Consider the following 23,027-nt stretch of genomic DNA (forward strand, 5'->3'; position numbering starts at 1 on the left):
TCGGCTCGTCTGTCGGCTGGTACCCGCAGATATCATGTTGACGGTCCCTCCACCCTAGCTCTTACATACCTCGTAGGAGCCGGGAGGAACATACAAGCCATGCTCGGCTGGAGCCTTACCGGGAAAGCCTCTGCCGAGCATGGCTCGGCACTACCCAGCTGTTCCAGGCGACTCCGGCTCCCACTCCGCCTCAAGCGTCTTCAACAACACCGCCGCCTGCGTGCGGCTAATGCATTCAAGCTTCTTCAGCACGGCGGTGACATGCACCTTCACCGTGTTTTCGGCCAGCCCCAGCACGTGGGCGATCTGCTTGTTGAGCAGGCCATCGGCCATGCACAGCAACACGCGGATCTGCTGCGGGGTCAGCCGTGCCAGCCGTGAGGCCAGCAACGCGTCGTGCTCGGAGCGTACCGCTGCCAATGGCGGGAAGCAGGTATCACCGTCCATCACTGCGGCCACTGCCGCACCTATCGACTCCACCGGTGCGGATTTGGGAATGAAGCCGACCGCACCAAACTGCTGTGCGCGGCGGATTACCCGCGGATTGTCATTGGAGGAAATGATGATCACGGGCAAGTCGGGCCTTTCCCCGCGCAGCCACACCAGCGAGGAAAACCCGTGCGCGCCTGGCATGGTCAGGTCAAGCAGGACCAGATCCACATCGGCTTGCTTGGCCACGGTCTCGGTCAAGGCCGAAACACTGGCCACTTCCAGCATCTCGCCCACAGCTCCGCCATCACGCAATGCATGCAGCACGGCGGCGCGGAACAGCGGGTGGTCGTCGGCGACAAGCACCTTGATAAAGCTCATACCGCCAGTCTGGCACGCGCATAGCCCGCCCGCTCTAGCCCTAGTCCCAAATCGCTATTGGTGACCACACGGGCGCTGCCTATCTTCCGCGCTCCCCTACTGCACCGAGGCAACGGATGGCCGTTTTCCCCCTGCGCGCTTCATTTACCGGCCTGCTGATGCTGGCTGCCACACCCGCCGCGCTAGCCAACGACAACTTCACCGCCACTGCCAGCGGGCGCCTGTATTACGAATTCGCCCATTTCGACAACGACGAACGCGGCCCGGCCGAACGTAGCGGCGATGATCTGCGCGCGGCGTGGCTGGGTGTTTCCGGCAAGGTCCACAGCGTGGGCTACAAACTTGAAGCCGACTTCGCCGGCCATCGACCGGTCGCCCGCGATGTCTACCTCACCTACAAGGTCGGCAGCACCCAGCTGACCGTGGGCCAGTTCAAGCAGTTCTATACGCTGGACGACCGCAGCAGCGCCAATCACACTCCCACCATCGAGCGCAGCTTTCTGGTGCAGTCGGTGGGCACGACTTACCGGTTAGGGGTCGGCGCACAGGGAAATCGCGACGGAATCTTCTGGAGCGGCAGCGCTTTCAGCCTGGAAAGCATCGACGTATGGCAGGCGAAGGGCCATGGAATCGGCGGCCGTGCCGGCCTCGCGCCTTGGAGCCAACCCGGCCATGTTCTGCACTTTGGTGTGTCCGGTGCCCGTGAACGCCACAGCCATCCGGGCGCCGATGGTGCCCTGCCGCTGCGTGCTCAGGCCCGTACCACCGGCCACTATGGTGACAACGGTCGCTTGCCGCTGGTGGACTTCCGCAGCGGTCGCGCGGTCACGGTCAACCGCTACAGCTTCGAAACCGCCGGCGTCTCCGGCCCGTGGTCGTGGCAGGCCGAGTACGGTGGCGCCCGCTACAACGATGGTCAGCAACGTGGCGAAATCCAGGCCGGCTATCTGCAGGGCAGCTGGCTGCTCACTGGCGAAGCCCGCCCCTACGACGCCAAGGGCGGCCGTTTTGTCCAGCTGGAGCCGGAGGGTGTCTTCGGCACCTGGGAGCTGGTCGCTCGCTATGACCGCATCAATGGCCGCCAGTGGCCGGCGCAGCAGCGCGATATCACTGCTGAAGCCTGGACCGTGGGCGTGAACTGGTACGCCTGCAAGAACGTCCGACTGATGCTGGACTGGACCGACAGCCGCCGCCGTGATGAACTGCGCGGGCAGACGCTGGACCACACCGGCTTACTGGCCGGCCGCGCACAGCTGCACTTCTAAGCCCCTGCCCGGCGCCAGCTGGCTGGCGCTTCGCACACAAGAAAATAATTTTCACGTATTCTCCACCTTTCGCCCCAATAGCCACCCATAATCCCGGGTGACCACGGCAAGAGGTAGGATTCGTGCAGGAAAATTACTTTCATTCCGAAGCAGTTCTAGACGGCAAGGGCCTCCCCAGCGGTGGCCCGTGGACGCCGGCATCGCTTGCGACCGCCGCACCGTCCATTCTCGAAGAGCAACTCAGCCTGCCCGCCGCGGTACTCAGCGCCTCGGCGCTGCAGCACAACCTGCAGTGGATGCGTCAGTTTGCGCAGGCCTATGGCTGCCAGCTGGCGCCGCATGGCAAGACCACCATGAGCCCTGCGCTGTTCCGCATGCAGCTTGATGCCGGCGCCTGGGGCATCACTCTGGCCACCGCGCCGCAGACCGTGGCTGCCCATGCCGAAGGCGTGCAGCGCGTGCTGCTGGCCAATCAGCTGGTCGGCAAAGGCAACTTCGAACTGATCGCCTCTCTGCAGCAGAGTGATCCGGGCTTCTGGTTTGCCTGTGTGGTGGACTCGGCCGCCAATGTGGCTGCGCTGGGCAGCTACTTCAGCGCGCGCGGGCAGCAGATAAAGGTATTGCTGGAGATTGGTCTGGCTGGTGGCCGTACCGGCGTGCGCGATGACGCGCAGGCGCAGGCCGTACTGGCTGAAATTGCACGTTGGCCGGAAGCGGTCGCGCTGGTCGGCGTGGAGGTCTATGAAGGTGTGGCCGGCGACGAGGCCGGTGTACGCGCCATGCTGCAGCGCAGCCTTGCGCAGTGGCTGGCGATCCGCGCCAACGGCGGCTTCCGTCAGTTGCCGGCCATCCTCAGCGGCGCCGGTTCGGCGTGGTTCGACGTGGTCGCAGAAGAATTCTCCGTGCTTGCCAATGATGCGGATGCGCAGATCGTGCTGCGCCCGGGCTGCTATCTCAGCCACGACGTTGGCATCTACCGGCAGGCGGCCGAGCGCATCCACGCCAGCAACCCGGTTGCGCGTGAGATGGGCAGCAGCCTGCAGCCGGCATTGCGGCTGTGGGCCTATGTGCAATCACGGCCGGAGCCGGGCAAGGCCATCATCGGCCTGGGCAAACGCGATGCGGCCTTCGATGCCGGCTTGCCGGTGCCTGCGCTGCACTATCGCCCCGGCAATGCAGCGCCGAGCGCCGCCGCCGCGCATTGGAAGGTCACCGCGATGATGGACCAGCACGCCTTCCTCGAGCTGCAGGCCGACGATGACCTGCAGGTAGGCGACATGCTCTGTTTCGATATTTCCCACCCCTGCCTGACCTTCGACAAATGGCGCCACCTGCTGGTGGTCGATGACGCACACCGCGTTGTCGGCGCTGTTTCCACGCAGTTCTAACCGCTTCCATCGAGCCTGTACGCATGACCGACGGTAATCTGCTGTTGATCTACGCCGCATTGTCGATCCTTGCACTGATCGTGCTGATCGCCCGCTTCCGACTCAATCCCTTTATCAGTGTCACCTTGGTATCGGTAGGCTTGGCGCTGTTTGCCGGCATGCCCGCACCGGAGATTCTGCCGGCCTATGAACAAGGCGTCGGCAAGACACTGGGGCATATCGCGCTGATCGTCGCGTTGGGCACCATGCTCGGCAAAATGATGGCCGAGTCCGGTGGCGCCGAGCGCATCGCGCGTACCTTGATCGCCCGTTTCGGCGTCAAAAATGTGCACTGGGCGATGATGCTGATCGCTTTCTGCGTGGGCTTGCCGATCTTCTTCGAAGTCGGCTTCGTGCTGCTGATCCCGATCGTGCTCAATGTCGCCCGCCGCACCGGCGTGCCGCTGCTGTTGGTCGGCCTGCCAATGGTGGCCGGCTTGTCGGTGGTACACGGTCTGGTGCCGCCGCACCCGGCGGCGATGTTGGCCGTGAATGCCTATGGCGCCGATGTCGGCCGCACCGTGTTCTATTCCCTGTTGATCGGTTTGCCGACCGCCGCCGTCGCCGGCCCGATATTCGCCAAGTTCGTCGCGCCACGGGTCAAGCTACCCGCGCACAACCCGATGGAAGCAGCGCTGCTGGACGAAGGCCATGGCCGCATTCCCGACGAGCAGCTGCCCAGCTTCGGCATCACCCTGGCCACCTTGTTGCTGCCTGTAGTGCTGATGCTGCTTGGCGGCTGGGCCGACCAGATCGCAACACCCGGCTCGCCCCTCAACCACGGTCTGCGCTTCATCGGCCATTCGGTGGTGGCGCTGCTGCTGGCGACCCTGATGAGCTTCATCACCCTGGGCCTGATGCGCGGCTTCAGCCGTGAGCAGATCCTCAAGTTCACCCAGGAATGCCTGGCACCTACCGCCGCGATCACCTTGCTGGTGGGTGCTGGCGGCGGCCTCAACGGCATCCTCGTGCACACCGGCGTCGCCGCCGAGATCATCGGCCTGTCGCAGCGCTTCGAGCTGTCGCCACTGCTGATGGGCTGGACCATGGCCGCGCTGATGCGTATCGCCACCGGCTCGGCAACCGTGGCGATGACCACCGCCTCCGGTATCGTCGCGCCGATCGCTGCTGCCATGGGCTACGCCCACCCTGAATTGCTGGTGCTGGCCACCGGTGCCGGCTCGGTGGTGCTGTCACATGTCAATGACGGTGGCTTCTGGCTGGTGAAGGAATACTTCAACATGACTGTCGCCCAGACCTTCAAGACCTGGACGGTGCTCGAAACCCTTATTTCCGTCATCGCCCTGTCCTTGGTGATGGCCCTGTCCATGGTGCTTTGAACATGTCGCAGAATACGTTCGATATCGTCTATGAGCTGCGCCAGCGCCAGCACGAATTCAGCCCGGTGGAAGCGCGCATTGCCGCGGCCATCCTCGCCGACGTGGATGCCGCCGCGCAGTACGGGGTCAGCGAGCTGGCCGAACGCGCCGAAGTCAGCGCCGCCGCCATTTCGCGCTTCGCCAAGGCACTGGGCTGCGAGCATGTGCGCGAACTGCGTGCACGACTGGCCTCTGCCAGCGCGGTGGGCAAGCGCTTCCTGGAGCAGCAGAATGCGCCGCCGGTGTCCGCCCTGTACGCGCAGATCTGCGATGACATCCAGGAAAGCCTGCGCCACAACATCGCCAACCTGAAAGAAGACGTGGTGCAGAGTCTGGCTGACGCACTGTGCAAGGCGCGGATGATCCACATCTTCGGCCTGGGCGGCTGCTCCACCGTATTCGCACAGGAACTGCAGAGTCGCCTGGTGCGGTTCGGCCGCCCGGTCTCGGCCTGCAGCGATGCGTTGATGATGAAAATCATCGGCGCCACGCTGGGGCCGGAAGATCTGGTATTGGTGCTGTCGGTCAGCGGCATCACCCCGGAAATCGTCTCCGCCGCCGATATCGCCCGCACCTACGGCGCCCGCATCGGAGCCATTACCCAGGCCGGCACCGCCTTGGCCGAACGCAGTGACTGGCTGCTGCCGATCCAGATCGAGGAAACCGATTTCGTGTTCAAACCTTCCGCGTCGCGCTACGCAATGATGCTGGCGATCGACGTGCTCGCCACCACCACCGCACTCAGCGATGCCAACGCCAACCACGAGCACCTGCGCCGCATCAAGCTGGCGCTGGATCGCCATCGCGGCGGTGATTCGCGCCTGCCGCTGGGTGACTGATCCATGCATGATTTTTTGATACGCAATGCCCTGATCTTCGATGGCAGCGACCAAGCCGGCGTGCAGGGTGATGTGGCCATCAATGCCGGGCGTATCGTCGCGGTCGGCCAACTTGGCGACGCGGCGGCAGCAAATGTGGTTGACGCACAGGGCCTGGCCTTGGCACCGGGCTTCATCGACGTGCATACCCATGACGACCTTGAAGTGATCCGCAACCCGGACATGCTCAGCAAGCTGTCGCAGGGCGTGACCACGGTGGTGGTCGGCAACTGCGGCATCAGCGCCAGCCCGGTACAGATCCGCGATCAGGTGCCGGACCCGATGAACCTACTGGGCGACGCCGAGGATTTCCGCTACGCGGATTTCGCCAGCTACCGCAAGGCGGTGGAGCTCGCCGGCCCTGCAACGAACGTAGCCGCACTGGTCGGCCACACCGCATTGCGCCAGAACCATATGGACCGGCTCGACCGTGCCGCCAGCGACACTGAGATCAGCGCGATGCGGGCACAGCTGCGCGACAGCCTCGCTCAAGGTGCATTGGGACTGAGCAGCGGCCTGGCCTATGCCTCGGCCTTCAGCGCACCGTCTTCGGAAGTGGATGCGTTGGCTGCGGAGCTGCCGCGCAATGGCCTGTATGCCACGCATCTGCGCGACGAATTCGGCGGCATCCTTGATGCGATGGAAGAAGCCTTCCACGCCGCACGTGCACCGCAGGCTGCAGTGCGCGTCTCGCACCTCAAGTGCGCCGGCATCGACAACTGGGGCCGCAGTGGCGAAGTGCTGGCCAGCCTGCATGCCGCCTCGGCAACCCAGGATGTCGCCTGCGACTGCTATCCCTACGCCGCCAGCGCTTCGACCTTGGATCTGAAACAGGTCACCGATGCCTTCGACATCCTGATCACCTGGTCCGAGCCCGAGCCTGATCAGGGCGGCCGCCTGTTGGCCGCGATCGCCGCCGATTGGAATGTCTCGTTGATGGATGCCGCGATCCGTCTGCAACCAGCCGGTGCTGTCTACCACGGCATGGACGAGGCCGACGTCCGCCAGATCCTCGCCCATCCGTTGACCATGATCGGCTCGGATGGTTTGCCACGCGATCCGCGTCCGCATCCGCGGCTATGGGGGACTTTCCCGCGCGTGCTTGGCCATTACGCCCGCGATGAGCAGTTGTTCCCGCTGCATACCGCCGTGCACAAGATGACTGGCCTGCCCGCGTCGCGCTTCGCGATGGGCGCGCGCGGCTTCATCCGTGCCGGCTGGTACGCCGACCTGGTGCTGTTTGACCCGGCACGGGTACGCGACACCGCCAGTTTCCACGACCCGATCCGCGCCGCCGATGGCATCAACGCAGTCTGGGTCAACGGCTGCCTGAGCTACGACGGCAAGCAGGTCATTGCCCGCGCCGGCCGCTTTGTCTGCCCCGAGGCTGCACCAGCAGCCTGAGTTGCAACCGCTGTACTTATATAAGGAATACCGATGAGTGACATCAAACGCTATGGCGCCGAAGGCGGCGTTGGCCAAGGCAAGCAGCACATGCCGTTCTCGCGCGCGGTCGAAGCCGACGGCTGGCTGTTCGTGTCCGGACAGGTACCGATGCGCAACGGCGAACTGGTCGCCGGCACCGTGACCGAGCAGTCGCACGTGGTCATCGGCAACGTACTGGAGATCCTGGCCGAAGCCGGCTACGGCCCCGAGCATGTCGTGCGCTGCGGCGTATGGCTGGACGACGCCCGCGACTTCTACGCCTTCAATGGCGTGTTCAAGCATTACTTCGGCGACAACCCGCCGGCCCGCGCCTGCGTGGAAAGCCGCATGGTGGTGGACTGCAAGGTGGAAGTGGATTGCGTGGCCTACAAGCGCCCGCAGCGCGACTGATGCACCTGCAACGCTCGTCAGGGACACGCTTCGCTGTAGTGCCGAGCCATGCTCGGCTGGGGCCTTATCGGTAATGCCTCTGCCGAGCATGGCTCGGCACTACACCTGGATTGCTGGGAAAGCCTCTGCCGAGCATGGCTCGGCACTACGTTGCTGCGGCATTACCGGTAAAGCCTCTGCCGAGCATGGCTCGGCACTACACCTCTCCATGCACCGATCTGGCCCTTATGCCGGTCCAGTGCCAATAGGCCCGGTTGCTATTGTGCGTAAGGAACGACAAAGTTCGCCCTTCGCTGGTGTAAGGTCCCCACCCCTATGATTCAACTTGACGCCGTACAGACGGTCGCCTTCGCGGGCTTGACCCTGTTCGCCGGCTACGCATTGTGCCGTGCCATCCCCTTTTTCCGCCGCTACAACCTGCCTGAACCGGTGGTTGGCGGCCTGCTGGTGGCATTGGCCGTATGGTGGGCGCATGGTCAGCAGACCACCCTGTTCACACTCGACACCACCCTCAAGACCCCACTGATGGTGGCGTTCTTCACCACGCTGGGCATCAATGCCAGCGTGCGGCTGCTGCGGGTCAGCGGCAAGCAAGTGATGTTGTTCCTGCTGATCGGCAGCATCTTCGCGGTGCTGCAGAACCTGATCGGCATCAGTGTGGCCAAGATGTTCGGCCTGAACCCGATGTTCGGCGTGCTGGCCGGCTCGGCCACCCTGACCGGTGGCCCGGCCACCGGCCTGGCCTTCGCCGGGCATTTCGAGCAGGCCGGTCTGGTCGGCGCGGAAAGCCTGGCGGTGACGGCGGCAATGGCCGGCATCATCTGCGGCGGTCTGGTTGGCGGCCCGGTGATCACCGTGCTGATGCAGCGTTTCAAAGTCAGCCATCCCAGCCAGAAGGCGACCGGCGCGCAACTGGGCGAGGACGAAGCCGTAACCGTGCGCTATCCCAGCGAATCGGCACGTGAGTTCGACGCGCTCAAGAGCATCGTCGTGCTGCTGATGGCGATGTGGCTGGGCGTGTGGGTGGGCAAGGGCTTCGAAGGCATCGGCCTGACCCTGCCAACCTATATCGGCGCGATGCTGGTCGGCGCCGTCATCCGCAACATCGATGATTTCACCGGCTGGATCAAGCTGTCGGTACCGACTACCGATCTGATCGGCAATATCAGCCTGGCCTTGTTCCTGGCCATCGCGCTGATGGATCTGAAACTGTGGGAACTGGCTGGAATGGGCCTGCCCTTGCTGGTCAACCTGATCATCCAGGTGTCGGTGGTGGCGCTGTTCGCAGTGCCGATCTACTGGCTGATGGGCCGTGACTACGACGCGGCGGTAATGGGCGGTGGCTTCATCGGCTTCATGCTCGGCACCACCGCCAATGCGATGGCCGTGATGCGGCGGCTGGCACAGCGCTACGGGCCGGCGCCGCGCGCCTTCCTGGTGGCACCGTTGGTGGGCGCGTTCTTCATCGACTTCATCAATGCACTGATCATCACCGGATTCCTCAACTTCTGGCCGCACTAAGCCGCCGGTTCCGTGCGCCATACCCGTGCCTTGTGCGCGGGTTGGCGCGACAATGAGGCCTCACCTGCCCTGTACTGTTCTGCTGATGACATCCAACGCTGCGCCCCACGTTTCTTCCAGTCATGACCTCGTCGTCATCGGCGCTGGCGTGGTGGGCCTGGCCACCGCTTATGCCGCAGCAAAACGCGGCTGCTCGGTGTTGCTGCTGGATCGCAATGCTGGCCCGGCACTTGGCACTTCGTTCGCCAATGGCGCACAGCTCAGCTACGCCTATACCGACGCCATGGCCGGCCCGGCGACCTGGGCACAACTGCCGGAAATGGCCTTCGGCCGCAACGGGCCGTTCCGCACGCGCTGGTCGGCCGATCCGGATTTCCTGCGCTGGGGGCTGGCTTTCCTGCGTCAGGCCAACACGGCAGGACTGCAGCGCAACACCCTGGCCACACTGGAACTGGCACTCGAATCGCGCCAGGCCATGCAGGCCCTGCTGCAACATCACGCCATCGATTTCGACCACGAGGTCTCCGGCAAGCTGCACCTCTACCCGTCCGCCGAGGGCGTGCAGGGAGCGGCGTCAATGATCGCGCTCAAGCGCAGCTACGGCGTGCAGCAACATCTGGTCGATGCAGCCGAAGCCACCGCCATCGAACCTGCGCTCAGCGGCGCACCGTGGTTGGCTGGCGGAGTTTATTCACCCGAGGAAGAAGCCGGCGATCCCTACCGCTTCAGCCAAGGTCTGCTGCAGATCCTGCAGCAGCAATACGGCGTGCAGGCACTGTTCGACTTCGATACGCAGTCACTGCGCCGTGCTGATGGCCGCTGGCAGTTGCAGGCCGGCGATGGCCGCAAGCTGCAGGCACAACGTGTGGTGGTTTGCGCCGGTATCGACAGCTCGGCGCTACTCAAGTCGCTGCGCTTACGCATGCCGGTGATGGCGATCAAGGGCTATTCCTTCACCGCACCATTGGGCGCCAATGCACCCAAGGTCAGCATCACCGACACCAAGCGCAAGCTGGTGTTCTGCCGCTTGGGCGAGCGCATCCGCGTTGCCGGCTTGGCCGACCTCAACGACTGGAACCCTGCACCTGAGCCGGCGCGACTGGCAACACTGATCGCACAGGCACGCGCCTCGCTGCCTGAGGCAGCCGACTACGATCACATTGAAAGCAGCTGGGCCGGCCTGCGCCCGGTCACGCCATGGACCTCGCCGATCATCAAGAACCTCGGCGATGGTCTGGCCTGCAACATCGGCCACGGCATGCTCGGCTGGACGCTGGCGATGGGCAGTGGCGAACGCGCGGTACAGCAGTTGCTGGGCACGCCCTGAGCCAACTCAGCTTTCGCTGATCTGGTCCATGCGGATGCGGTTGGCGAACAGCGAGAACGCCAATGCGCCGGCAAGGCCATTGGCGCGGTTGATCCACTGCGGCAACCAACGCGGCGGTGCCAGCACTCCGGCCTCGAACAGCGGCGTCAGCGTCTGTGCGTCTTCCAGCGTCATCTTGCCGGCGAACAGCCATCGGCAGGTCTGCAGCTGCTCATCGCGCAGCATCTGTCGGAAGAAGGTGTGCACCGATACCAGCCCGCGCAGATACACGGTGTCCTTGGTGAAGGCTGCTCCGCCCGTAGTCGGAACGCCACGGAACACGCGCTGTGCCGAGGAAAAACTTTCCTCGGCGGTCTGCCCTGCGCCACGGAAATAATTGAAGACCTCGATGAAGTCGGCACCATCGCGCGCCATCGCAATCGCCTCGATGCGCAGGCTGATGCGCTTGAGTCGCTGGATGTCGATGCTGCCGGTGATCTGCTCGGCAAACGTCGCCAGGCCTTCCTGGGTCGCGGTGATACGCGGCGAAGACAGCGCCAGGCTGGGCAATACCACTTGATCACGACCGTTGAGCGCGGTCAGCGAATGCACCAGCGCCTCATGGTGGTAGAGCTGTGCACGGTCGTAGGCACTGAAGGTGGCGCGGGTGCGCAGGCGGATGCGGGTCGCGCCGGCGGCAGCCTTGGCAATCAGTTCCGGGTCCAGCTCCACGGTGATCATGCGCCCGGCGAAGAATTCATCCAGGTCGCTCTGCAGCATCAGCTGCAAGGCCGTGGCCGATACCGGCACCTGTTCTTCCGGCGCCAGCAACTCATGGTCCAGTTCCTGCGCGATCTGGATGAAATGCCGTGCTGCGTCGCGCGTAGTCGGCCCATTACCCGGCATCGGTTGCTCGGGCACGCCGAACAGCTGGGTGGAATAGTCGTCCACAGCGCGCGTTCCCAGGCCTTCCAACAGGCTGGCGGCCAGATCCCAACTGCGCGCCGAATCCTGGATGTAACTGCCCAGCGGATGACTCGCATCCACCGCTTCCATCACCGCGGCCAATTCGCGCCGCGTTTCGCTGAAGTCGAGCTTGGGGTAGTCCACCTGCGGTAGCAGCGGGTTGCCACGCGCCACACTTTCCAGAAACGGCGCCTGCGTGTTTGCCGGCCAGCTGGTCAGGCTCAACAGACGGATGCCTTTGACCGCCGCCACCATCCGCGCATCCAGCGCGGCGTGATGGCTGATGGCTGGATCGTTGTGGGTATCAACTGCAGCCATGTCTGCCTCGTTCAAATCAGGTAATAAAACGCGGCCATCGCGCTCTTGTAGGAGCGGCGTAAGCCGCGAAGCCACAACCGCGTCAACGCTGCGAACAGCTTACCCCTCCCCAACCCGTCCGGCCCGAAGGCATGGCCTTCGGTCGTTCATCAGGCCGCGCGCCAGTGGCGCGCAAGCGGGCCTTCTTCACCCCCGTTGCTACGCAAAAGGGAGGGAGCCGAAGCGGCAAACGGCTTCAGCGCCGCTTGCCTTTGTTTATTGGCCGCCACTGCGCACCGCGCCCGGTATGTTTGCGCTCGGTGGCCTGCTCGGCCTGACGCTGCGCCAATTTTGCTGCTGCCAGCGCTACTTCTTCGCGCAGCTTGAGATAACTCTCCAGCCGGCTTTCGTCGATATCGCCGCGCTCGATGGCTTCCTGCACCGCACATCCCGGCTCACTGTGATGCGAGCAGTTACGGAATTTGCATTGCGTGGTCAGTTCTTCGATATCGGCGAAGCCACCTTCGGAAAGGGTTTCCTCACCGGTCGGCTTGAGCTCACGCATGCCGGGTGTATCGATCAGGCAGGCGCCGTAGGGCAGCGACATCAGCGCGCGATGGGTGGTGGTATGGCGACCGCGCGAATCATTGCTGCGCACTTCATTGGTCTTCATCCGGTCCTCGCCCAACAGCGTGTTGGTCAAGGTGGATTTGCCGGCGCCGGAAGAACCCACCAGCACCACCGTATTGCCCGGGCCCAGCCACGGCAGCAGGGCGGAGACGCTTTCCGGGTCCTTGCCGTTGATCGCCAGCAGCGGAATCTGCTGCGCGGCCAGATCTTCCAGCACCGCCAATGCGTCTTCGCTGTATTCGGTCTGGTCGGCCTTGGTCAGCACCACCACCGGTGATGCACCACCGCCACCAACCAGCAGCAGATAGCGCTCGATGCGGCGCGGATTGAAGTCGGCATCCAGACCGCAGACGATGAATACCGTATCGATATTGGCCGCGATCACCTGCTGGTGATAATGCTCACCGGCGGCACCGCGCTTGATCGAGGTATGCCGCGGCAGCAGCGCAACGATGCGCTTGCCGTCCAGCAGCACCCAGTCACCTACCGCCGCACGCTCATGGCTGGGAAAACGCGGCCGCTGCCATTCCGGCGGCGACTCGGTCTTGAGGCTGTTGTCGGGCGCATCGGCGACCACGTAGCCGGACCGGTGCTGCTCGATCACCCGCCCCGGACGGGCCTGCGGGTGGGCGGCAAAGGCTTCCTGCCATTGCGGGTCCTCGGGGGCACCGGGCCAGGGCCAGCCGATATGGCGCAGCGAATCGAAGTCGATGGAATCAGTCATTGGGGGATTCTACCGGGGCGGGGCTTGGCGCCGGGAATCCGCCGTGGTCAGCAGCAGAACCAAGGCAGATCAAGAACACCCCTCCCCGGCCCTCCCCTTGTCTGCGCCAACGGGAGGGAGCCAAACGCCCCTCCCTTGCGCGCAGCGCATAGGAGGGTTGAGGAGGGGTGCCTTTGCCCTTGCTTCAGCAGTTGCTTTTACCTGCAACCAATCCCCAATCCAGGCCCCCTGCTGCCGGCCCACAACCCCCCGCCCCGCAGCGCAACAATTCAGCTACCATGCGAAGTCCATGCCCTTGATGGCCCTGAGAAAATGTCAAGCCCTGTCAAACCGCTAGCCACCCGTGAACGCCTGTCTGAAGTCCGCTACGAAATCCGTGGTGAACTGGCCCGACGAGCGCGGGAGTTGGAGGCCCAGGGCCGCAAGCTCATCAAGCTCAATATCGGCAACCCCGGCGCGTTCGGGTTCCGTGCGCCAGCCCATCTGCAGCACGCCATCGCCGATGACATGGGTCGCACTGATCCCTACACCCACCAGCAGGGTCTGCCGGTCGCCCGTGAAGCCATCGCCGCCGCCTACGCCCGTCGTGGTGCGCCCGATGCAGTGGCTGACCGCGTGTTTCTGGGCAATGGCGTATCCGAGCTGATCGACCTGTCGCTGCGCGCCCTGCTCAACCCGGGCGACGAAGTGCTGGTGCCCTCGCCGGATTACCCGCTGTGGTCGGCTGCCACCATCCTCAACGATGGTCGCCCGGTGTATTACCGCTGCCGTCCGGAAAACGGCTTCCTGCCCGATCCGATGGAGATGGAAGCACTGGTGTCCTCGCGTACCCGCGCTATCGTGCTGATCAACCCGAACAACCCAGTCGGCGCCAGCTACCCGCGCGAGCTGCTGGAAAAAATCGTCGCCATTGCCCGCAAGCACAACCTGTTGCTGCTGGTGGACGAAATCTACGACCAGATCCTGTACGACGGCACGCAGTTCCAGCCGGTCGCACCGCTGGCCGGCGATCACCCCTGCCTGACCTTCAGCGGCCTGAGCAAGGTGCACCGCGCCTGCGGTTGGCGCGTGGGCTGGATGCTGCTGTCCGGTGCCGGTGAGCAGCTGGGCGAATTCCGCGCCGCACTCGACCTGCTCAGCGCCCTGCGCCTGTGTGCCAACGTGCCCGGCCAGTACGCCATCGAAGCCGCGGTCAACGGCCCAGATACGATCTCTGAACTGTGCAGCCCCGGCGGCCGCCTGTACGAAACCCGCCGCGCGGTGATCGAGGCCTGTGAGGCCAGCGAGCATCTGTCGCTGGTGGTGCCCTCGGGCGCGCTGTACGCCTTCCCGGCGGTGATCGGCCCTGCCGCACAAGGCTTCGACGACCACGACTTCGCTCTGCAGCTGATGGAAGAAGAAGGCGTGCTGGTGGTGCCGGGTTCCAGCTTCAACGTGCCCTACCGCAACCACTTCCGCGTGACCCTGCTGCCCGAGGCCAGCGTGATGCGCGAGGTGTTCGGCCGCATCGACAAGCTGCTTAGCCGACGCGCCGAGGCGGTCACCAAGGTCGTGCAGCTCAAGCCACGCAGCGCGGTGGGCTGATTGGCCTTGATCAGCGAAACCACAGCCACCTCCACGTCTTACCTGGCGCTCGGCGACTCCTACACCATCGGTGAAGGCGTCGCCCAAGCCGGTACCTGGCCGTTCCAGCTCGCCGCCGCGCTACGCGCACAAGGCATCAAGCTGGACGACCCACAGGTCATCGCCACCACCGGCTGGACCACCGACGAGCTGGCTGCCGCCGTCGACGCCGAAGCCCCGCAAGGGCCGTACGCACTGGTGAGCCTGTTGATCGGGGTCAACAACCAATACCGCGGGCGGCCGTTGGCCGAGTACCGGCAGCAGTTCGAGCAACTGCTGCAGCGCGCGATCGCGCTGGCCGGCGAAGACCCGCGGCGGGTGCTGGTGCTGTCCACGCCGGACTGGGGCTTCACCCCGTACGCGCAGCAGAACGGTCGCGATGCGGCCCAGGTCGCCCGCGAGATCGACGATTTCAACGCCGCCGCACATGCTTGCTGCGGCGACTATGGCGTGGCCTTTGTCGACATCACCCCGACCAGCCGCGATGGTGGCGAAACCGTGGAAATGCTGGCCGATGATGGCCTGCACCCTTCGGCCGCCATGTACCAGCGCTGGGCGCAGCTGGCGCTGCCGGTCGCTGCTGAGCTGCTCAACCCAACGTCGGCCGCTTGAACCGCCCGCAAGCCACCCCGGCAATGGCCGGCGAACGCGCGCGCGCGATTGCCCAGGCTTTCGCACCGCAACGGTTCTGGAACCATCGCGGCGACTATTACTACGCTCTGCTGAAGCTGCGCAGCGACCCGCTCTATCCCGGCGTGCTCGACGCGCTGCGCGGCAGCAGCGCGCCGTTGCTCGACATGGGCTGCGGCCTGGGCCTGCTGGCCCATGCGCTGCGTCAGGACGGGCAGCACATGGCCTATCTGGGCGTGGACAGCGACACCTCCAAGATCCAACGCGCCACCACCGCAACCAACCGAAGCAACCTGAACGACGCCAGCTTCGCCCCGATCGACCTACTGGCAGAATTGCCGGCCCATCAGGGCAGCGTCGCCATTCTCGACGTACTGCAATACCTGCCTGCGGCCGCCCAGCCGGGGCTGCTGCAGCGTGCGGCGGCGATGCTGAGTGCCGATGCACGGCTGGTGATCCGCATGACCGTGGCTGACGGCAGCCGCCGCAGCGGCGTCTCACGGGTGGCCGACCGCGCCGCCAACCTGATTGGCTGGATGCGCTCGCGCCCACGCGACTACCTGGATGTGGACGCTGTACGTGCCCATTTGCAGCAGGCCGGGCTGACCGTCAGCCTCACCCCGCTGTACGGCAACACCCCATTCAACAACTGGCTGCTGGTCGCCGAACGCGGTTGAACCACGGTCAAGCCGTTTGCACCGATAATGGTGCCATTCCCTGCCGGCCCAACCGGGCTGGCGCAGCAACGAGATTCCCGTGAAGAAGACCTATAGCCTCGCCATCGAAGGCAAGCACCCCGACCGCCTGCTGGAAGCCAGCAAGCACGACATCCGCAAGTACACCAAGCGTGAGCGCGGCAAGGCACTGCCGGCCGGCGCCGATTCCTGGGGTTTCGACAGCAAGCTGGGCGTGGACGAAGCCTCGGCCAAGCCGGTGGGGTATGACGAGCTGTTCCGCGCAATCGACGCGCTGGTAGCCGCTGGCAACACCCAGTTCTACGTCGAAGTGCTCAGCAAGACCGCCAAGCGCAGCCCGCGCCCGGTAGCCGACGCAGCCCCGGCAGCAGAGACCGATTTCGAAGATTGATCGCCCAAGCCCCTGTGCCAAAGGCAAAAGGGGCTTGTTGTAGTGCCGAGCCAAGCTCGGCAAGGGCCTTCCAGGCCATCCATTTGCGTGCAGGAACAGATGTGGGAGCGGCGTAAGCCGCGAAATCGGCACCATTGGAATCACCGACTGGTCCGCAATCTGCCGGATCTTGGGCTTCGCGGCTTACGCCGCTCCTACAGACGCTTGGCCGGTAAGGCCTCTGCCGAGCATGGCTCGGCACTACAGATAACGCCCCAGCCGGCTGTGGCCCTCTCAGGACCCGGCTTTTTCCGCCGCCGCAGCACGCGCGCGGTCTTTCTTGCTCGGCCTGCGGCCCTTGATGCCGCCATTGTCATCGGCAACCACGCTTGCCACCGGCGCGGCCTGCGTAGGCTCAAAGCCCTCAATCACTTCGGTCGTGCCCTGCAGCCCATGGCGTTTGCAGATCAAACGCCAATGCGCCATCGCCGCCGAATCGACAAAACTCAGCGCCAGTCCCTTCTCCCCCGCCCGCCCGGTGCGGCCGATGCGGTGCAGGTAATCCGCTGGCGCACGCGGCAGGTCGTAATTCACCACCACCGGCAAGCGCGTGATATCGATGCCGCGCGCAGCCAGGTCGGTCGCGACCAGCACCCGCGTTTGACCATCCTTGAAATCCTGCAGCATGCGGAAGCGACGGCCTTGCGACAGCTCGCCGTGCAGCGCCTGCGCATTGATATCGGCTTTGCGCAGCTGTGACGCCAAACGGTCGCCGTCACGGATGCTGCCGACAAATACCAATACCTGCTGCCACTGCGGATCTTCCAGCAAGGACAGCAGCAACTCAGCACGCCGGGAGCTATCGACATGGATGGCACGCTGCTCGATATCTGGCGCTGATTGCTCGCCGATTTCCAGCCGCTGCGGCTCATGCAGGCCCGCTGCAGCCAATGCCTGGATATCGGCTGCAAATGTGGCCGAGAACAAGGCGGTCTGCCGCTTCACCGGCAACTCGGCCAGGATCTGCCGCAGCTCATCGCCGAAGCCCAGCTCCAGCAGACGGTCGGCCTCATCCAGCACCAGCATCTGCACCTGCTTCAATGACAGGGCGTTGTGCGCCAGCAGATCCAACAAGCGCCCCGGGGTCGCCACGACGATGTCGGCGCCACCGCGCAGCGACATCATCTGCGGATTGATCGACACACCACCGACCGCACAGACCAGATGCGGGCGACGCGGCAACTCGCGGCCCAAGGTGGTGAACACATCGCTCACCTGCATGGCGAGTTCGCGGGTCGGCACCAGTATCAGCTGGGCCAATACGCGCGGCTTGCGTGGCGTTGCCATGAAGAAGCGTTGCAGCGCCGGCAGCACGTAGGCGGCAGTCTTGCCTGAACCGGTGGGCGCCAGCGCGACCACATCACGGCCCTTCAACAGCAAGGGCACGGCCTGCTGCTGGATCGGCGTTGGCGCCAGATAACCGGCCTGCTGCAAGGCCTGCTGCAGCGCTGGCAGCACGTAGGGAGACAGGCCGAGTTGGGAGAAAGGCATGATGCGGTTCCAGAACGCCGCGCGATGGCGGGGAGGCGAGTCTACGCTGTTGTCTGCGGCAGGCGGGCGCGCAGACCACGGGCATGCAGCTGCTGCAGCACGGCTTCGATGATGGCCAGATTGTGGCCGTGGGCGGCACCTTCATGCAGCAGGACGATGGCGCCAGGCGCCAGATCCGGTGCAATCCGTGCGACCACACCCTCCGGCGTGCAGTTCACGCCGTCGTAGCCACGCGCACTCCAGCCAATCCGCGCCAGCCCATGGCGCTTGAGCGCGACAGCCACAAACGGGTTGGTCATGCCGACCACCGAGCGATACCAGCGCGGCGGCGCCCCGGCGATGGCGGTCAGCACCTGCTGGCAGTGGCCGATTTCACGTGCCATCTGCACCGGACCCAGCGCCCAGAAGCGTGCCTGCGGGTGTGAATGGCTGTGATTACCAAGGTCATGGCCCCGCCGCAGCACCTCGTGCACCAGCTCCGGGCGGGCCTGCGCGCGCTCGCCGACCATGAAAAAGGTGGCTTTGGCGTCATGCTGATCGAGCAGATCGAGCACCGCCAGCGTCTCCAAGGAGGGGCCGTCATCAATTGTCAGCCACACGTCCCGGCCGGGCGCGCGACTGGTAACCGGCGCGTAAAAGCGGCTGTTGGGAAGGAATACCGGTACTACGAACAAAGCGTGACTGAGCAGCAACAAGGGCAAACCCCACATCCAGCCCAACCGCCACCACAGCAGTGCAACCAGCAATTGCGAGACAAGCAGCCAGGGCAACCAACGCCAAGGGTGTACGGGAATGCGATGCAGGGTTTCCGGGGCAGTCATTCCCTATGATGCCATGCAGCGTAGAATCAGCTGGTCTACGACCACTTATACGAGTTCACGATGTCCCTGGACCCCGCCCTGCGTTCGCGCATTGAATCCATCCTCGGCGCCGACCGCGTCGTCCTGTTCATGAAGGGCCAGCCGACCATGCCGCAGTGCGGCTTCTCGGCCAAGGCTGTTGGCGCGCTGCAGGACCTGGGCGTGCAGTTCGGCCACGTCAACGTGCTGGCCGACCAGGAAATCCGTGAAGGCATCAAGGCCTACGGCGACTGGCCGACCATTCCGCAGCTGTACGTGGACGGCGAACTGATCGGCGGCAGCGACATCATCCTGCAGATGGCCAGCAGCGGCGAACTGAGCAGCCTGCTCGGCCTGGCTGCGCCGGACCGCACCCCGCCGTCGATCACCGTCACCCCGGCCGCGGTTGAAATGCTCAAGGGCGCACTGGCCGACTCGCCCGGCGCTGCCCTGCAGCTGAGCATCGACGCCAGCTTCCAGCCGAACTTCCAGCTGGCCCCGTTCGACGACAATGCCATCGCTGCCGAATCCAACGGCCTGCGCGTGCAGTTCGATTCCTCCAGCGCGCGTCGCGCCGACGGCATCACCATCGACTGGGTCGACGACATCCGCGGCCAGGGTTTGGCGATCAACAACCCGAACGCGCCCAAGCCGGTGCAGGATCTGGACGTGCGCAGCGCCGACGACCAGCTGCGTGCCGGTGCCATCACCGTGGTGGACGTGCGTCCGGCTGACGAACGCGCCATCGCCGCGATCAATGGCAGCTTCGAAACCTTCGACGGCGACAACCGCGCCAAGCTCGAAGCCCTGCCCAAGGACACCGCACTGGCGTTCCTGTGCCACCGTGGCGGCCGCAGCGCCCAAGCTGCCGCGCAGTTCCTGGCACTGGGCTTCACCAATGTGTTCAACATCACCGGCGGCATCGATGCCTGGTCGGAGAACGTGGACAACAGCGTTCCGAAGTACTGATCGGAACACCCTGCAGGAAAAAAAACGCCGGCCCAGCCGGCGTTTTTTTTGCGTTGAACAAGCGCGGGAACGGCAACCTGATGACTGCCGTGTAGGAGCGGCGTCAGCCGCGAAGCTGATAGAACGTCCGATCGCAAAGGTAGCTATCGCTGCAGCAATGTCGGCTTCGCGGCTGACGACGCTCCTACATCCAAACCAAAAGCATGCCGCCTGTGCCTTTTTGTGAGCCCTGCACTGCATGCATAGCACGATGATCAGTGCTTAACGGACAGGCGTATATCCAACAACACCATCAGCAACACACCAGTCGCTCTGGCGCACTCAACCAGCAAAGCCACCTTCAGCAAGGAAGTGCAGTTCTTCCGCAGTGGGAATCCGGCCAAGCACCGCATTGCGGTGGGGGAAACGACCGAAGCGACGAATGACATCACGATGCACTTCGGCGTACTTCAGGTATTCCAGGTCACCGAGCACCTCGAACATCGCTACCGCGCGCTCCTGGTCCTGAGGATCCTCGGAGTGCTCGAACGGCAGGTAGATGAAAGCCCGCAGCTTGAGCGGCAGTTCACGGTCCCAACCTTCCTCGATGGTGCGGGTAGCGTAATGCCGCGCCAGCCCGTCGGTAGCGTAAGAGTGCGCAGTGCCACGGAAGCAGTTGCGCGGGAACTGGTCCAGCAGTATCTGCAGCGCCAACGCGCCCTCGGCATTCTCCAGCCAGTCCTCACAGCCGCGTCGGGCAGCCTGGTAGTGCAGGTCCAGGAAGCGCTCCCGGAACTCGACATCAAAGGCCTCATCACGCACAAACCAACGCTGCGGGCCAGCCGCGCGCCAGAACTCAACTACCGAACTTGCAGTTTCCATTACTGATCCCTGGTTCACCGCCTACCCTCAGGCGGTGACACTTCCCACCGATGTCGTCGCATCCGGGGACAGGGCCTCAGTTGCTTGGCAGTAGCTTAATAGGCTACCCCTGTCGATGAAATGAGGAAAAGGTGAAAAAACCTACCCGGGATTGCGACGCCGTCCGCACAAACCACCAACTCCATCCCAGGTTTTGAGATAGGGTTCCTATCTTTCGTGACTGTTACGACCCTTGGGGGATACAAAGCGTGCGCATAGGAATAGTGGTCGACTCGGCCTGCGACCTGCCCAAAGGCTATCTGCAACAGAACAATATCGTGCTGCTCCCGATCAGCGTACGGATCGGCGACACGGTGCTCCCCGACCACCGCGACGAGGAATCCACCCTGGCCTTCCTGCAGGGTCCGCTGAGCGAGCGCAGTGCCGAGGCCGAAACCATCCCTTATAGCGCCGAGCAGATCCGCGATCTGTTCCTGAGCCATCTGGTCACCGATTTCGACCAGGTGTTCTGCATGACCATCACCCGTACCCGCAGCCCCATCCACGACAACGCGGTGCAGGCGGGCTACAGCATCCTCAACGAGTACAAGCCCATCCGACAGGCGGCCGGTTACAACTCGCCGTTCAGCCTGCGCGTCATCGATACCCAGAACCTGTTTGCCGCACAAGCGGTAAGCGCGGTGGAAGCGGTTCGTCTGCGTGACAGCGGCGCCAGCGTGCCGCAGATGCGCGAACGGCTGGAACTGGTGGCAAGCAATGTGCACGGCTACATGGTTACCCGCGACCTCTACTACCTGCGCGCCCGCGCCCGCCACAAGGGCGACCGCAGCGTCGGCCTGCTCAGCGTCGCGCTTGGCAGCGCGCTGGACATCAAACCCGTGCTGCATGGTTACCGTGGCAATACCGAGCCGGTGGCCAAGATCAAGGGCTTCGACCCTGCCGTGCAGGCTTTGTTCGATTTCGTCGGCAAGCGTGTGGTGCGCGGCCTGATCACCCCGACGGTATGCGTCAGCTACGGCGGCCCGCTGGACGAGCTGCGCGCCCTGCCCGGCTACCGGCAGTTGCGTGATACCTGCGACCAGCACGGCGTCGCCCTGCTGGAAGCGGTGATGAGCCTGACCGGCATGGTCAACGTGGGCAAGGGCGCGGTGACGATTGGCTTTGCCGATGAACCGCATACCTTCGGCAGCTGATCAAGCTGCATCATCTGGACAAAACCACTACATCTGACGCGCTAGTCTGACGCCCTACCAAGGAGGCTCCCATGTCCGTGCTCTATTCCATCTCGCTGCCCGACCCGGCCAAGGCCCGCGGCAACGATCCACGCCTGTCCTTCACCGCCAGCGGCGCGGATGCCTTCGCTGAGCAACTGCAGGCAGCTCTGCGTACGCCGGAGCTGTTCGAGCGCTGGAAGGCCACCCAGGACGAACCCGACGACGTGGACCCCGGCCTGGGCGCAGTCGATCCAAACGCCACGGTTACCGGCAAACAGTCTGACCTGCGCATCGACCTGGTCGCCACCACCAGCCTGGCTGGCGAACTGTTCAAGCAACGCATGCGTATGCTGGCCGGCAACCACTGGGAACTGCGCGATGTGCGCTGAGTCTTGAGCACACCGGTCCTGCTGTCCTGGAGCGGAGGCAAAGACGCCGCTTGGGCACTGCACGAACTCCAGCAACGCGATGACATCCAGGTCGTCGCGCTGTTGAGCACGCTGACCGAAGGCTATGACCGCTCCTCGATGCAGGGCGTACGCCGCGAGGTAGTGCTGGCCCAGGCGGACGCTGCCGGGTTGCCGCTGCTGGAAAGCTGGATACCGCAGGTCTGCGACAATGCCGCGTACCTGCAGCGCATGACAGCGACGCTGGACGAAGCACAGCAGCGCTGGCCCGGCCTTGCGACCATCGCCTTCGGTGACCTCTTGCTGGAAGACATCCGGCTATGGCGCGAACAGCAGTATGCGGCGCAAGGCTGGCAGACGCTGTTCCCGTTGTTTGGCCGCGACACTACGGTGCTGGCGCGGCAGATGATCGCGAACGGCCTGCGCGCGCAGCTGTGCTGTGTGGATAGCGAGCGGCTGGATGCCAGCTTTGCGGGCAAGGCGTTCGATCAAGCATTGCTGGATGCATTACCGGCAAGCATCGATGCCTGCGGCGAAAACGGCGAGTTCCACACCTGCGTAAGTGCCGGACCGATGTTCCGCGCGCCATTAAGCCTTGAACAAGGCGACACCGTGCTACGCGAAAGCCGCTACGCCTATACAGATTTCACCTTGCAGTTGTAGGAGCGGCGTAAGCCGCGAAGCCACAACAGCAAGAACAACAGCGCTTCATGCAATTGCAGCACTGCTCGCAACGCCAGCTTAGGCAGCTTCGCGGCTTACGCCGCTCCCACAAGGCTGTGCTGGGCTGGGTGACGCTGCGATGCGCTTCTGTGGGAGCGGCGTAAGC

At 64.3% G+C, this 23,027-nt stretch carries 22 protein-coding genes; 16 read left to right on the plus strand and 6 right to left on the minus strand.

What is annotated here, in order from left to right:
- Positions 1-150 precede the first annotated feature (150 nt).
- On the minus strand, positions 151-810 hold the full coding sequence (locus ACVOLR_RS13510) for a response regulator (protein ID WP_481536885.1): 660 nt from the start codon (positions 808-810) through the stop codon (positions 151-153).
- 116 nt (positions 811-926) lie between these two features.
- On the opposite strand from ACVOLR_RS13510, the gene ACVOLR_RS13515 reads away from it, so the two are divergent.
- From ACVOLR_RS13515 to ACVOLR_RS13550, 8 genes are all read left to right on the plus strand, one after another.
- A complete protein-coding gene (locus tag ACVOLR_RS13515) occupies positions 927-2,075 on the plus strand; it encodes an OprO/OprP family phosphate-selective porin (protein ID WP_481536886.1) in 1,149 nt (382 codons plus the stop codon).
- Between the two features lie 122 nt (positions 2,076-2,197).
- The gene (locus ACVOLR_RS13520) at positions 2,198-3,463 is read left to right on the plus strand and encodes an amino acid deaminase (RefSeq protein ID WP_481536887.1); all 1,266 of its coding nucleotides are present in this window, start codon (positions 2,198-2,200) and stop codon (positions 3,461-3,463) included.
- Between the two features lie 23 nt (positions 3,464-3,486).
- Positions 3,487-4,842 carry a GntT/GntP/DsdX family permease gene (locus ACVOLR_RS13525; protein ID WP_481536888.1) on the plus strand — a complete coding sequence of 452 codons (1,356 nt, stop codon included), beginning with the start codon at positions 3,487-3,489 and terminating at the stop codon, positions 4,840-4,842.
- 2 nt (positions 4,843-4,844) lie between these two features.
- Entirely contained in the window at positions 4,845-5,720 is an 876-nt protein-coding gene (locus tag ACVOLR_RS13530; protein WP_481536889.1) for a MurR/RpiR family transcriptional regulator, read from the plus strand.
- A 3-nt stretch (positions 5,721-5,723) separates the two neighbouring features.
- Positions 5,724-7,163 (plus strand): N-acyl-D-amino-acid deacylase family protein, encoded by a 1,440-nt coding sequence (locus ACVOLR_RS13535; protein WP_481536890.1) that lies wholly within the window; start codon positions 5,724-5,726, stop codon positions 7,161-7,163.
- A gap of 33 nt (positions 7,164-7,196) precedes the next feature.
- Positions 7,197-7,595, plus strand: coding sequence for a RidA family protein (locus ACVOLR_RS13540; protein ID WP_481530132.1), 399 nt, complete (start codon positions 7,197-7,199; stop codon positions 7,593-7,595).
- A 315-nt stretch (positions 7,596-7,910) separates the two neighbouring features.
- A complete protein-coding gene (gltS, locus tag ACVOLR_RS13545) occupies positions 7,911-9,116 on the plus strand; it encodes a sodium/glutamate symporter (protein WP_481536891.1) in 1,206 nt (401 codons plus the stop codon).
- An 85-nt stretch (positions 9,117-9,201) separates the two neighbouring features.
- Positions 9,202-10,443, plus strand: coding sequence for an FAD-dependent oxidoreductase (locus tag ACVOLR_RS13550; protein ID WP_481536892.1), 1,242 nt, complete (start codon positions 9,202-9,204; stop codon positions 10,441-10,443).
- Positions 10,444-10,449: 6 nt separating this feature from the next.
- On the opposite strand, the gene ACVOLR_RS13555 is transcribed toward ACVOLR_RS13550, so the two are convergent.
- Together ACVOLR_RS13555 and rsgA are read right to left on the minus strand one after the other, a co-directional pair.
- Entirely contained in the window at positions 10,450-11,706 is a 1,257-nt protein-coding gene (locus ACVOLR_RS13555) for a flavohemoglobin expression-modulating QEGLA motif protein (RefSeq protein ID WP_481536893.1), read from the minus strand.
- Positions 11,707-11,941: 235 nt separating this feature from the next.
- A complete protein-coding gene (rsgA, locus tag ACVOLR_RS13560) occupies positions 11,942-13,039 on the minus strand; it encodes a ribosome small subunit-dependent GTPase A (RefSeq protein WP_481530128.1) in 1,098 nt (365 codons plus the stop codon).
- 312 nt (positions 13,040-13,351) lie between these two features.
- Between rsgA and ACVOLR_RS13565 the strand changes: the two genes are divergently transcribed.
- The 4 genes from ACVOLR_RS13565 to ACVOLR_RS13580 all read left to right on the plus strand — a co-directional run bounded on the left by ACVOLR_RS13565 (position 13,352) and on the right by ACVOLR_RS13580 (position 16,378).
- Positions 13,352-14,623 (plus strand): aminotransferase class I/II-fold pyridoxal phosphate-dependent enzyme, encoded by a 1,272-nt coding sequence (locus tag ACVOLR_RS13565; protein WP_481536894.1) that lies wholly within the window; start codon positions 13,352-13,354, stop codon positions 14,621-14,623.
- A 9-nt stretch (positions 14,624-14,632) separates the two neighbouring features.
- Entirely contained in the window at positions 14,633-15,274 is a 642-nt protein-coding gene (locus tag ACVOLR_RS13570; protein WP_481536924.1) for an SGNH/GDSL hydrolase family protein, read from the plus strand.
- Between the two features lie 23 nt (positions 15,275-15,297).
- Complete coding sequence (locus ACVOLR_RS13575) at positions 15,298-15,969, plus strand: class I SAM-dependent methyltransferase (protein ID WP_481536925.1); 672 nt, start codon at positions 15,298-15,300, stop codon at positions 15,967-15,969.
- A gap of 79 nt (positions 15,970-16,048) precedes the next feature.
- On the plus strand, positions 16,049-16,378 hold the full coding sequence (locus ACVOLR_RS13580) for a DUF6172 family protein (protein WP_481511729.1): 330 nt from the start codon (positions 16,049-16,051) through the stop codon (positions 16,376-16,378).
- Between the two features lie 273 nt (positions 16,379-16,651).
- Here ACVOLR_RS13580 and ACVOLR_RS13585 read toward each other — a convergent pair whose 3' ends face one another.
- Both ACVOLR_RS13585 and ACVOLR_RS13590 read right to left on the minus strand, forming a co-directional pair.
- Complete coding sequence (locus tag ACVOLR_RS13585) at positions 16,652-17,908, minus strand: DEAD/DEAH box helicase (RefSeq protein ID WP_481536895.1); 1,257 nt, start codon at positions 17,906-17,908, stop codon at positions 16,652-16,654.
- Between the two features lie 41 nt (positions 17,909-17,949).
- The gene (locus ACVOLR_RS13590; protein WP_481536896.1) at positions 17,950-18,729 is read right to left on the minus strand and encodes a polysaccharide deacetylase family protein; all 780 of its coding nucleotides are present in this window, start codon (positions 18,727-18,729) and stop codon (positions 17,950-17,952) included.
- Positions 18,730-18,789: 60 nt separating this feature from the next.
- Here ACVOLR_RS13590 and grxD point away from each other — a divergent pair, with 60 nt between their 5' ends.
- The gene (grxD, locus tag ACVOLR_RS13595) at positions 18,790-19,716 is read left to right on the plus strand and encodes a Grx4 family monothiol glutaredoxin (protein WP_481536897.1); all 927 of its coding nucleotides are present in this window, start codon (positions 18,790-18,792) and stop codon (positions 19,714-19,716) included.
- A gap of 321 nt (positions 19,717-20,037) precedes the next feature.
- Here the strand turns inward: grxD and ACVOLR_RS13600 are convergent, their stop codons facing one another.
- The gene (locus ACVOLR_RS13600) at positions 20,038-20,577 is read right to left on the minus strand and encodes a DUF924 family protein (protein WP_282272308.1); all 540 of its coding nucleotides are present in this window, start codon (positions 20,575-20,577) and stop codon (positions 20,038-20,040) included.
- Between the two features lie 248 nt (positions 20,578-20,825).
- Here ACVOLR_RS13600 and ACVOLR_RS13605 point away from each other — a divergent pair, with 248 nt between their 5' ends.
- From ACVOLR_RS13605 to ACVOLR_RS13615, 3 genes are all read left to right on the plus strand, one after another.
- Positions 20,826-21,770, plus strand: a complete 945-nt coding sequence (locus ACVOLR_RS13605; RefSeq protein WP_481536898.1) for a DegV family protein — start codon at positions 20,826-20,828, stop codon at positions 21,768-21,770.
- A gap of 71 nt (positions 21,771-21,841) precedes the next feature.
- The gene (locus ACVOLR_RS13610) at positions 21,842-22,180 is read left to right on the plus strand and encodes a hypothetical protein (RefSeq protein WP_481536899.1); all 339 of its coding nucleotides are present in this window, start codon (positions 21,842-21,844) and stop codon (positions 22,178-22,180) included.
- Between the two features lie 3 nt (positions 22,181-22,183).
- Positions 22,184-22,861, plus strand: coding sequence for a Dph6-related ATP pyrophosphatase (locus ACVOLR_RS13615; RefSeq protein ID WP_481536900.1), 678 nt, complete (start codon positions 22,184-22,186; stop codon positions 22,859-22,861).
- The last annotated feature ends 166 nt before the right edge of the window (positions 22,862-23,027 follow it).

Source organism: Stenotrophomonas sp. STEN030 (genome assembly GCF_056759995.1).

Bases quoted from the DNA above. Each gene is read 5' to 3' on its own strand.
- ACVOLR_RS13510 (WP_481536885.1), bottom strand. From the start codon at position 810: ATGAGCTTTATCAAGGTGCTTGTCGCCGACGACCACCCGCTGTTCCGC.
- ACVOLR_RS13515 (WP_481536886.1), top strand. From the start codon at position 927: ATGGCCGTTTTCCCCCTGCGCGCTTCATTTACCGGCCTGCTGATGCTG.
- ACVOLR_RS13525 (WP_481536888.1), top strand. From the start codon at position 3,487: ATGACCGACGGTAATCTGCTGTTGATCTACGCCGCATTGTCGATCCTT.
- ACVOLR_RS13530 (WP_481536889.1), top strand. From the start codon at position 4,845: ATGTCGCAGAATACGTTCGATATCGTCTATGAGCTGCGCCAGCGCCAG.
- ACVOLR_RS13535 (WP_481536890.1), top strand. From the start codon at position 5,724: ATGCATGATTTTTTGATACGCAATGCCCTGATCTTCGATGGCAGCGAC.
- ACVOLR_RS13540 (WP_481530132.1), top strand. From the start codon at position 7,197: ATGAGTGACATCAAACGCTATGGCGCCGAAGGCGGCGTTGGCCAAGGC.
- gltS (WP_481536891.1), top strand. From the start codon at position 7,911: ATGATTCAACTTGACGCCGTACAGACGGTCGCCTTCGCGGGCTTGACC.
- ACVOLR_RS13550 (WP_481536892.1), top strand. From the start codon at position 9,202: ATGACATCCAACGCTGCGCCCCACGTTTCTTCCAGTCATGACCTCGTC.
- ACVOLR_RS13555 (WP_481536893.1), bottom strand. From the start codon at position 11,706: ATGGCTGCAGTTGATACCCACAACGATCCAGCCATCAGCCATCACGCC.
- rsgA (WP_481530128.1), bottom strand. From the start codon at position 13,039: ATGACTGATTCCATCGACTTCGATTCGCTGCGCCATATCGGCTGGCCC.
- ACVOLR_RS13565 (WP_481536894.1), top strand. From the start codon at position 13,352: ATGTCAAGCCCTGTCAAACCGCTAGCCACCCGTGAACGCCTGTCTGAA.
- ACVOLR_RS13575 (WP_481536925.1), top strand. From the start codon at position 15,298: ATGGCCGGCGAACGCGCGCGCGCGATTGCCCAGGCTTTCGCACCGCAA.
- ACVOLR_RS13585 (WP_481536895.1), bottom strand. From the start codon at position 17,908: ATGCCTTTCTCCCAACTCGGCCTGTCTCCCTACGTGCTGCCAGCGCTG.
- ACVOLR_RS13590 (WP_481536896.1), bottom strand. From the start codon at position 18,729: ATGACTGCCCCGGAAACCCTGCATCGCATTCCCGTACACCCTTGGCGT.
- grxD (WP_481536897.1), top strand. From the start codon at position 18,790: ATGTCCCTGGACCCCGCCCTGCGTTCGCGCATTGAATCCATCCTCGGC.
- ACVOLR_RS13600 (WP_282272308.1), bottom strand. From the start codon at position 20,577: ATGGAAACTGCAAGTTCGGTAGTTGAGTTCTGGCGCGCGGCTGGCCCG.
- ACVOLR_RS13610 (WP_481536899.1), top strand. From the start codon at position 21,842: ATGTCCGTGCTCTATTCCATCTCGCTGCCCGACCCGGCCAAGGCCCGC.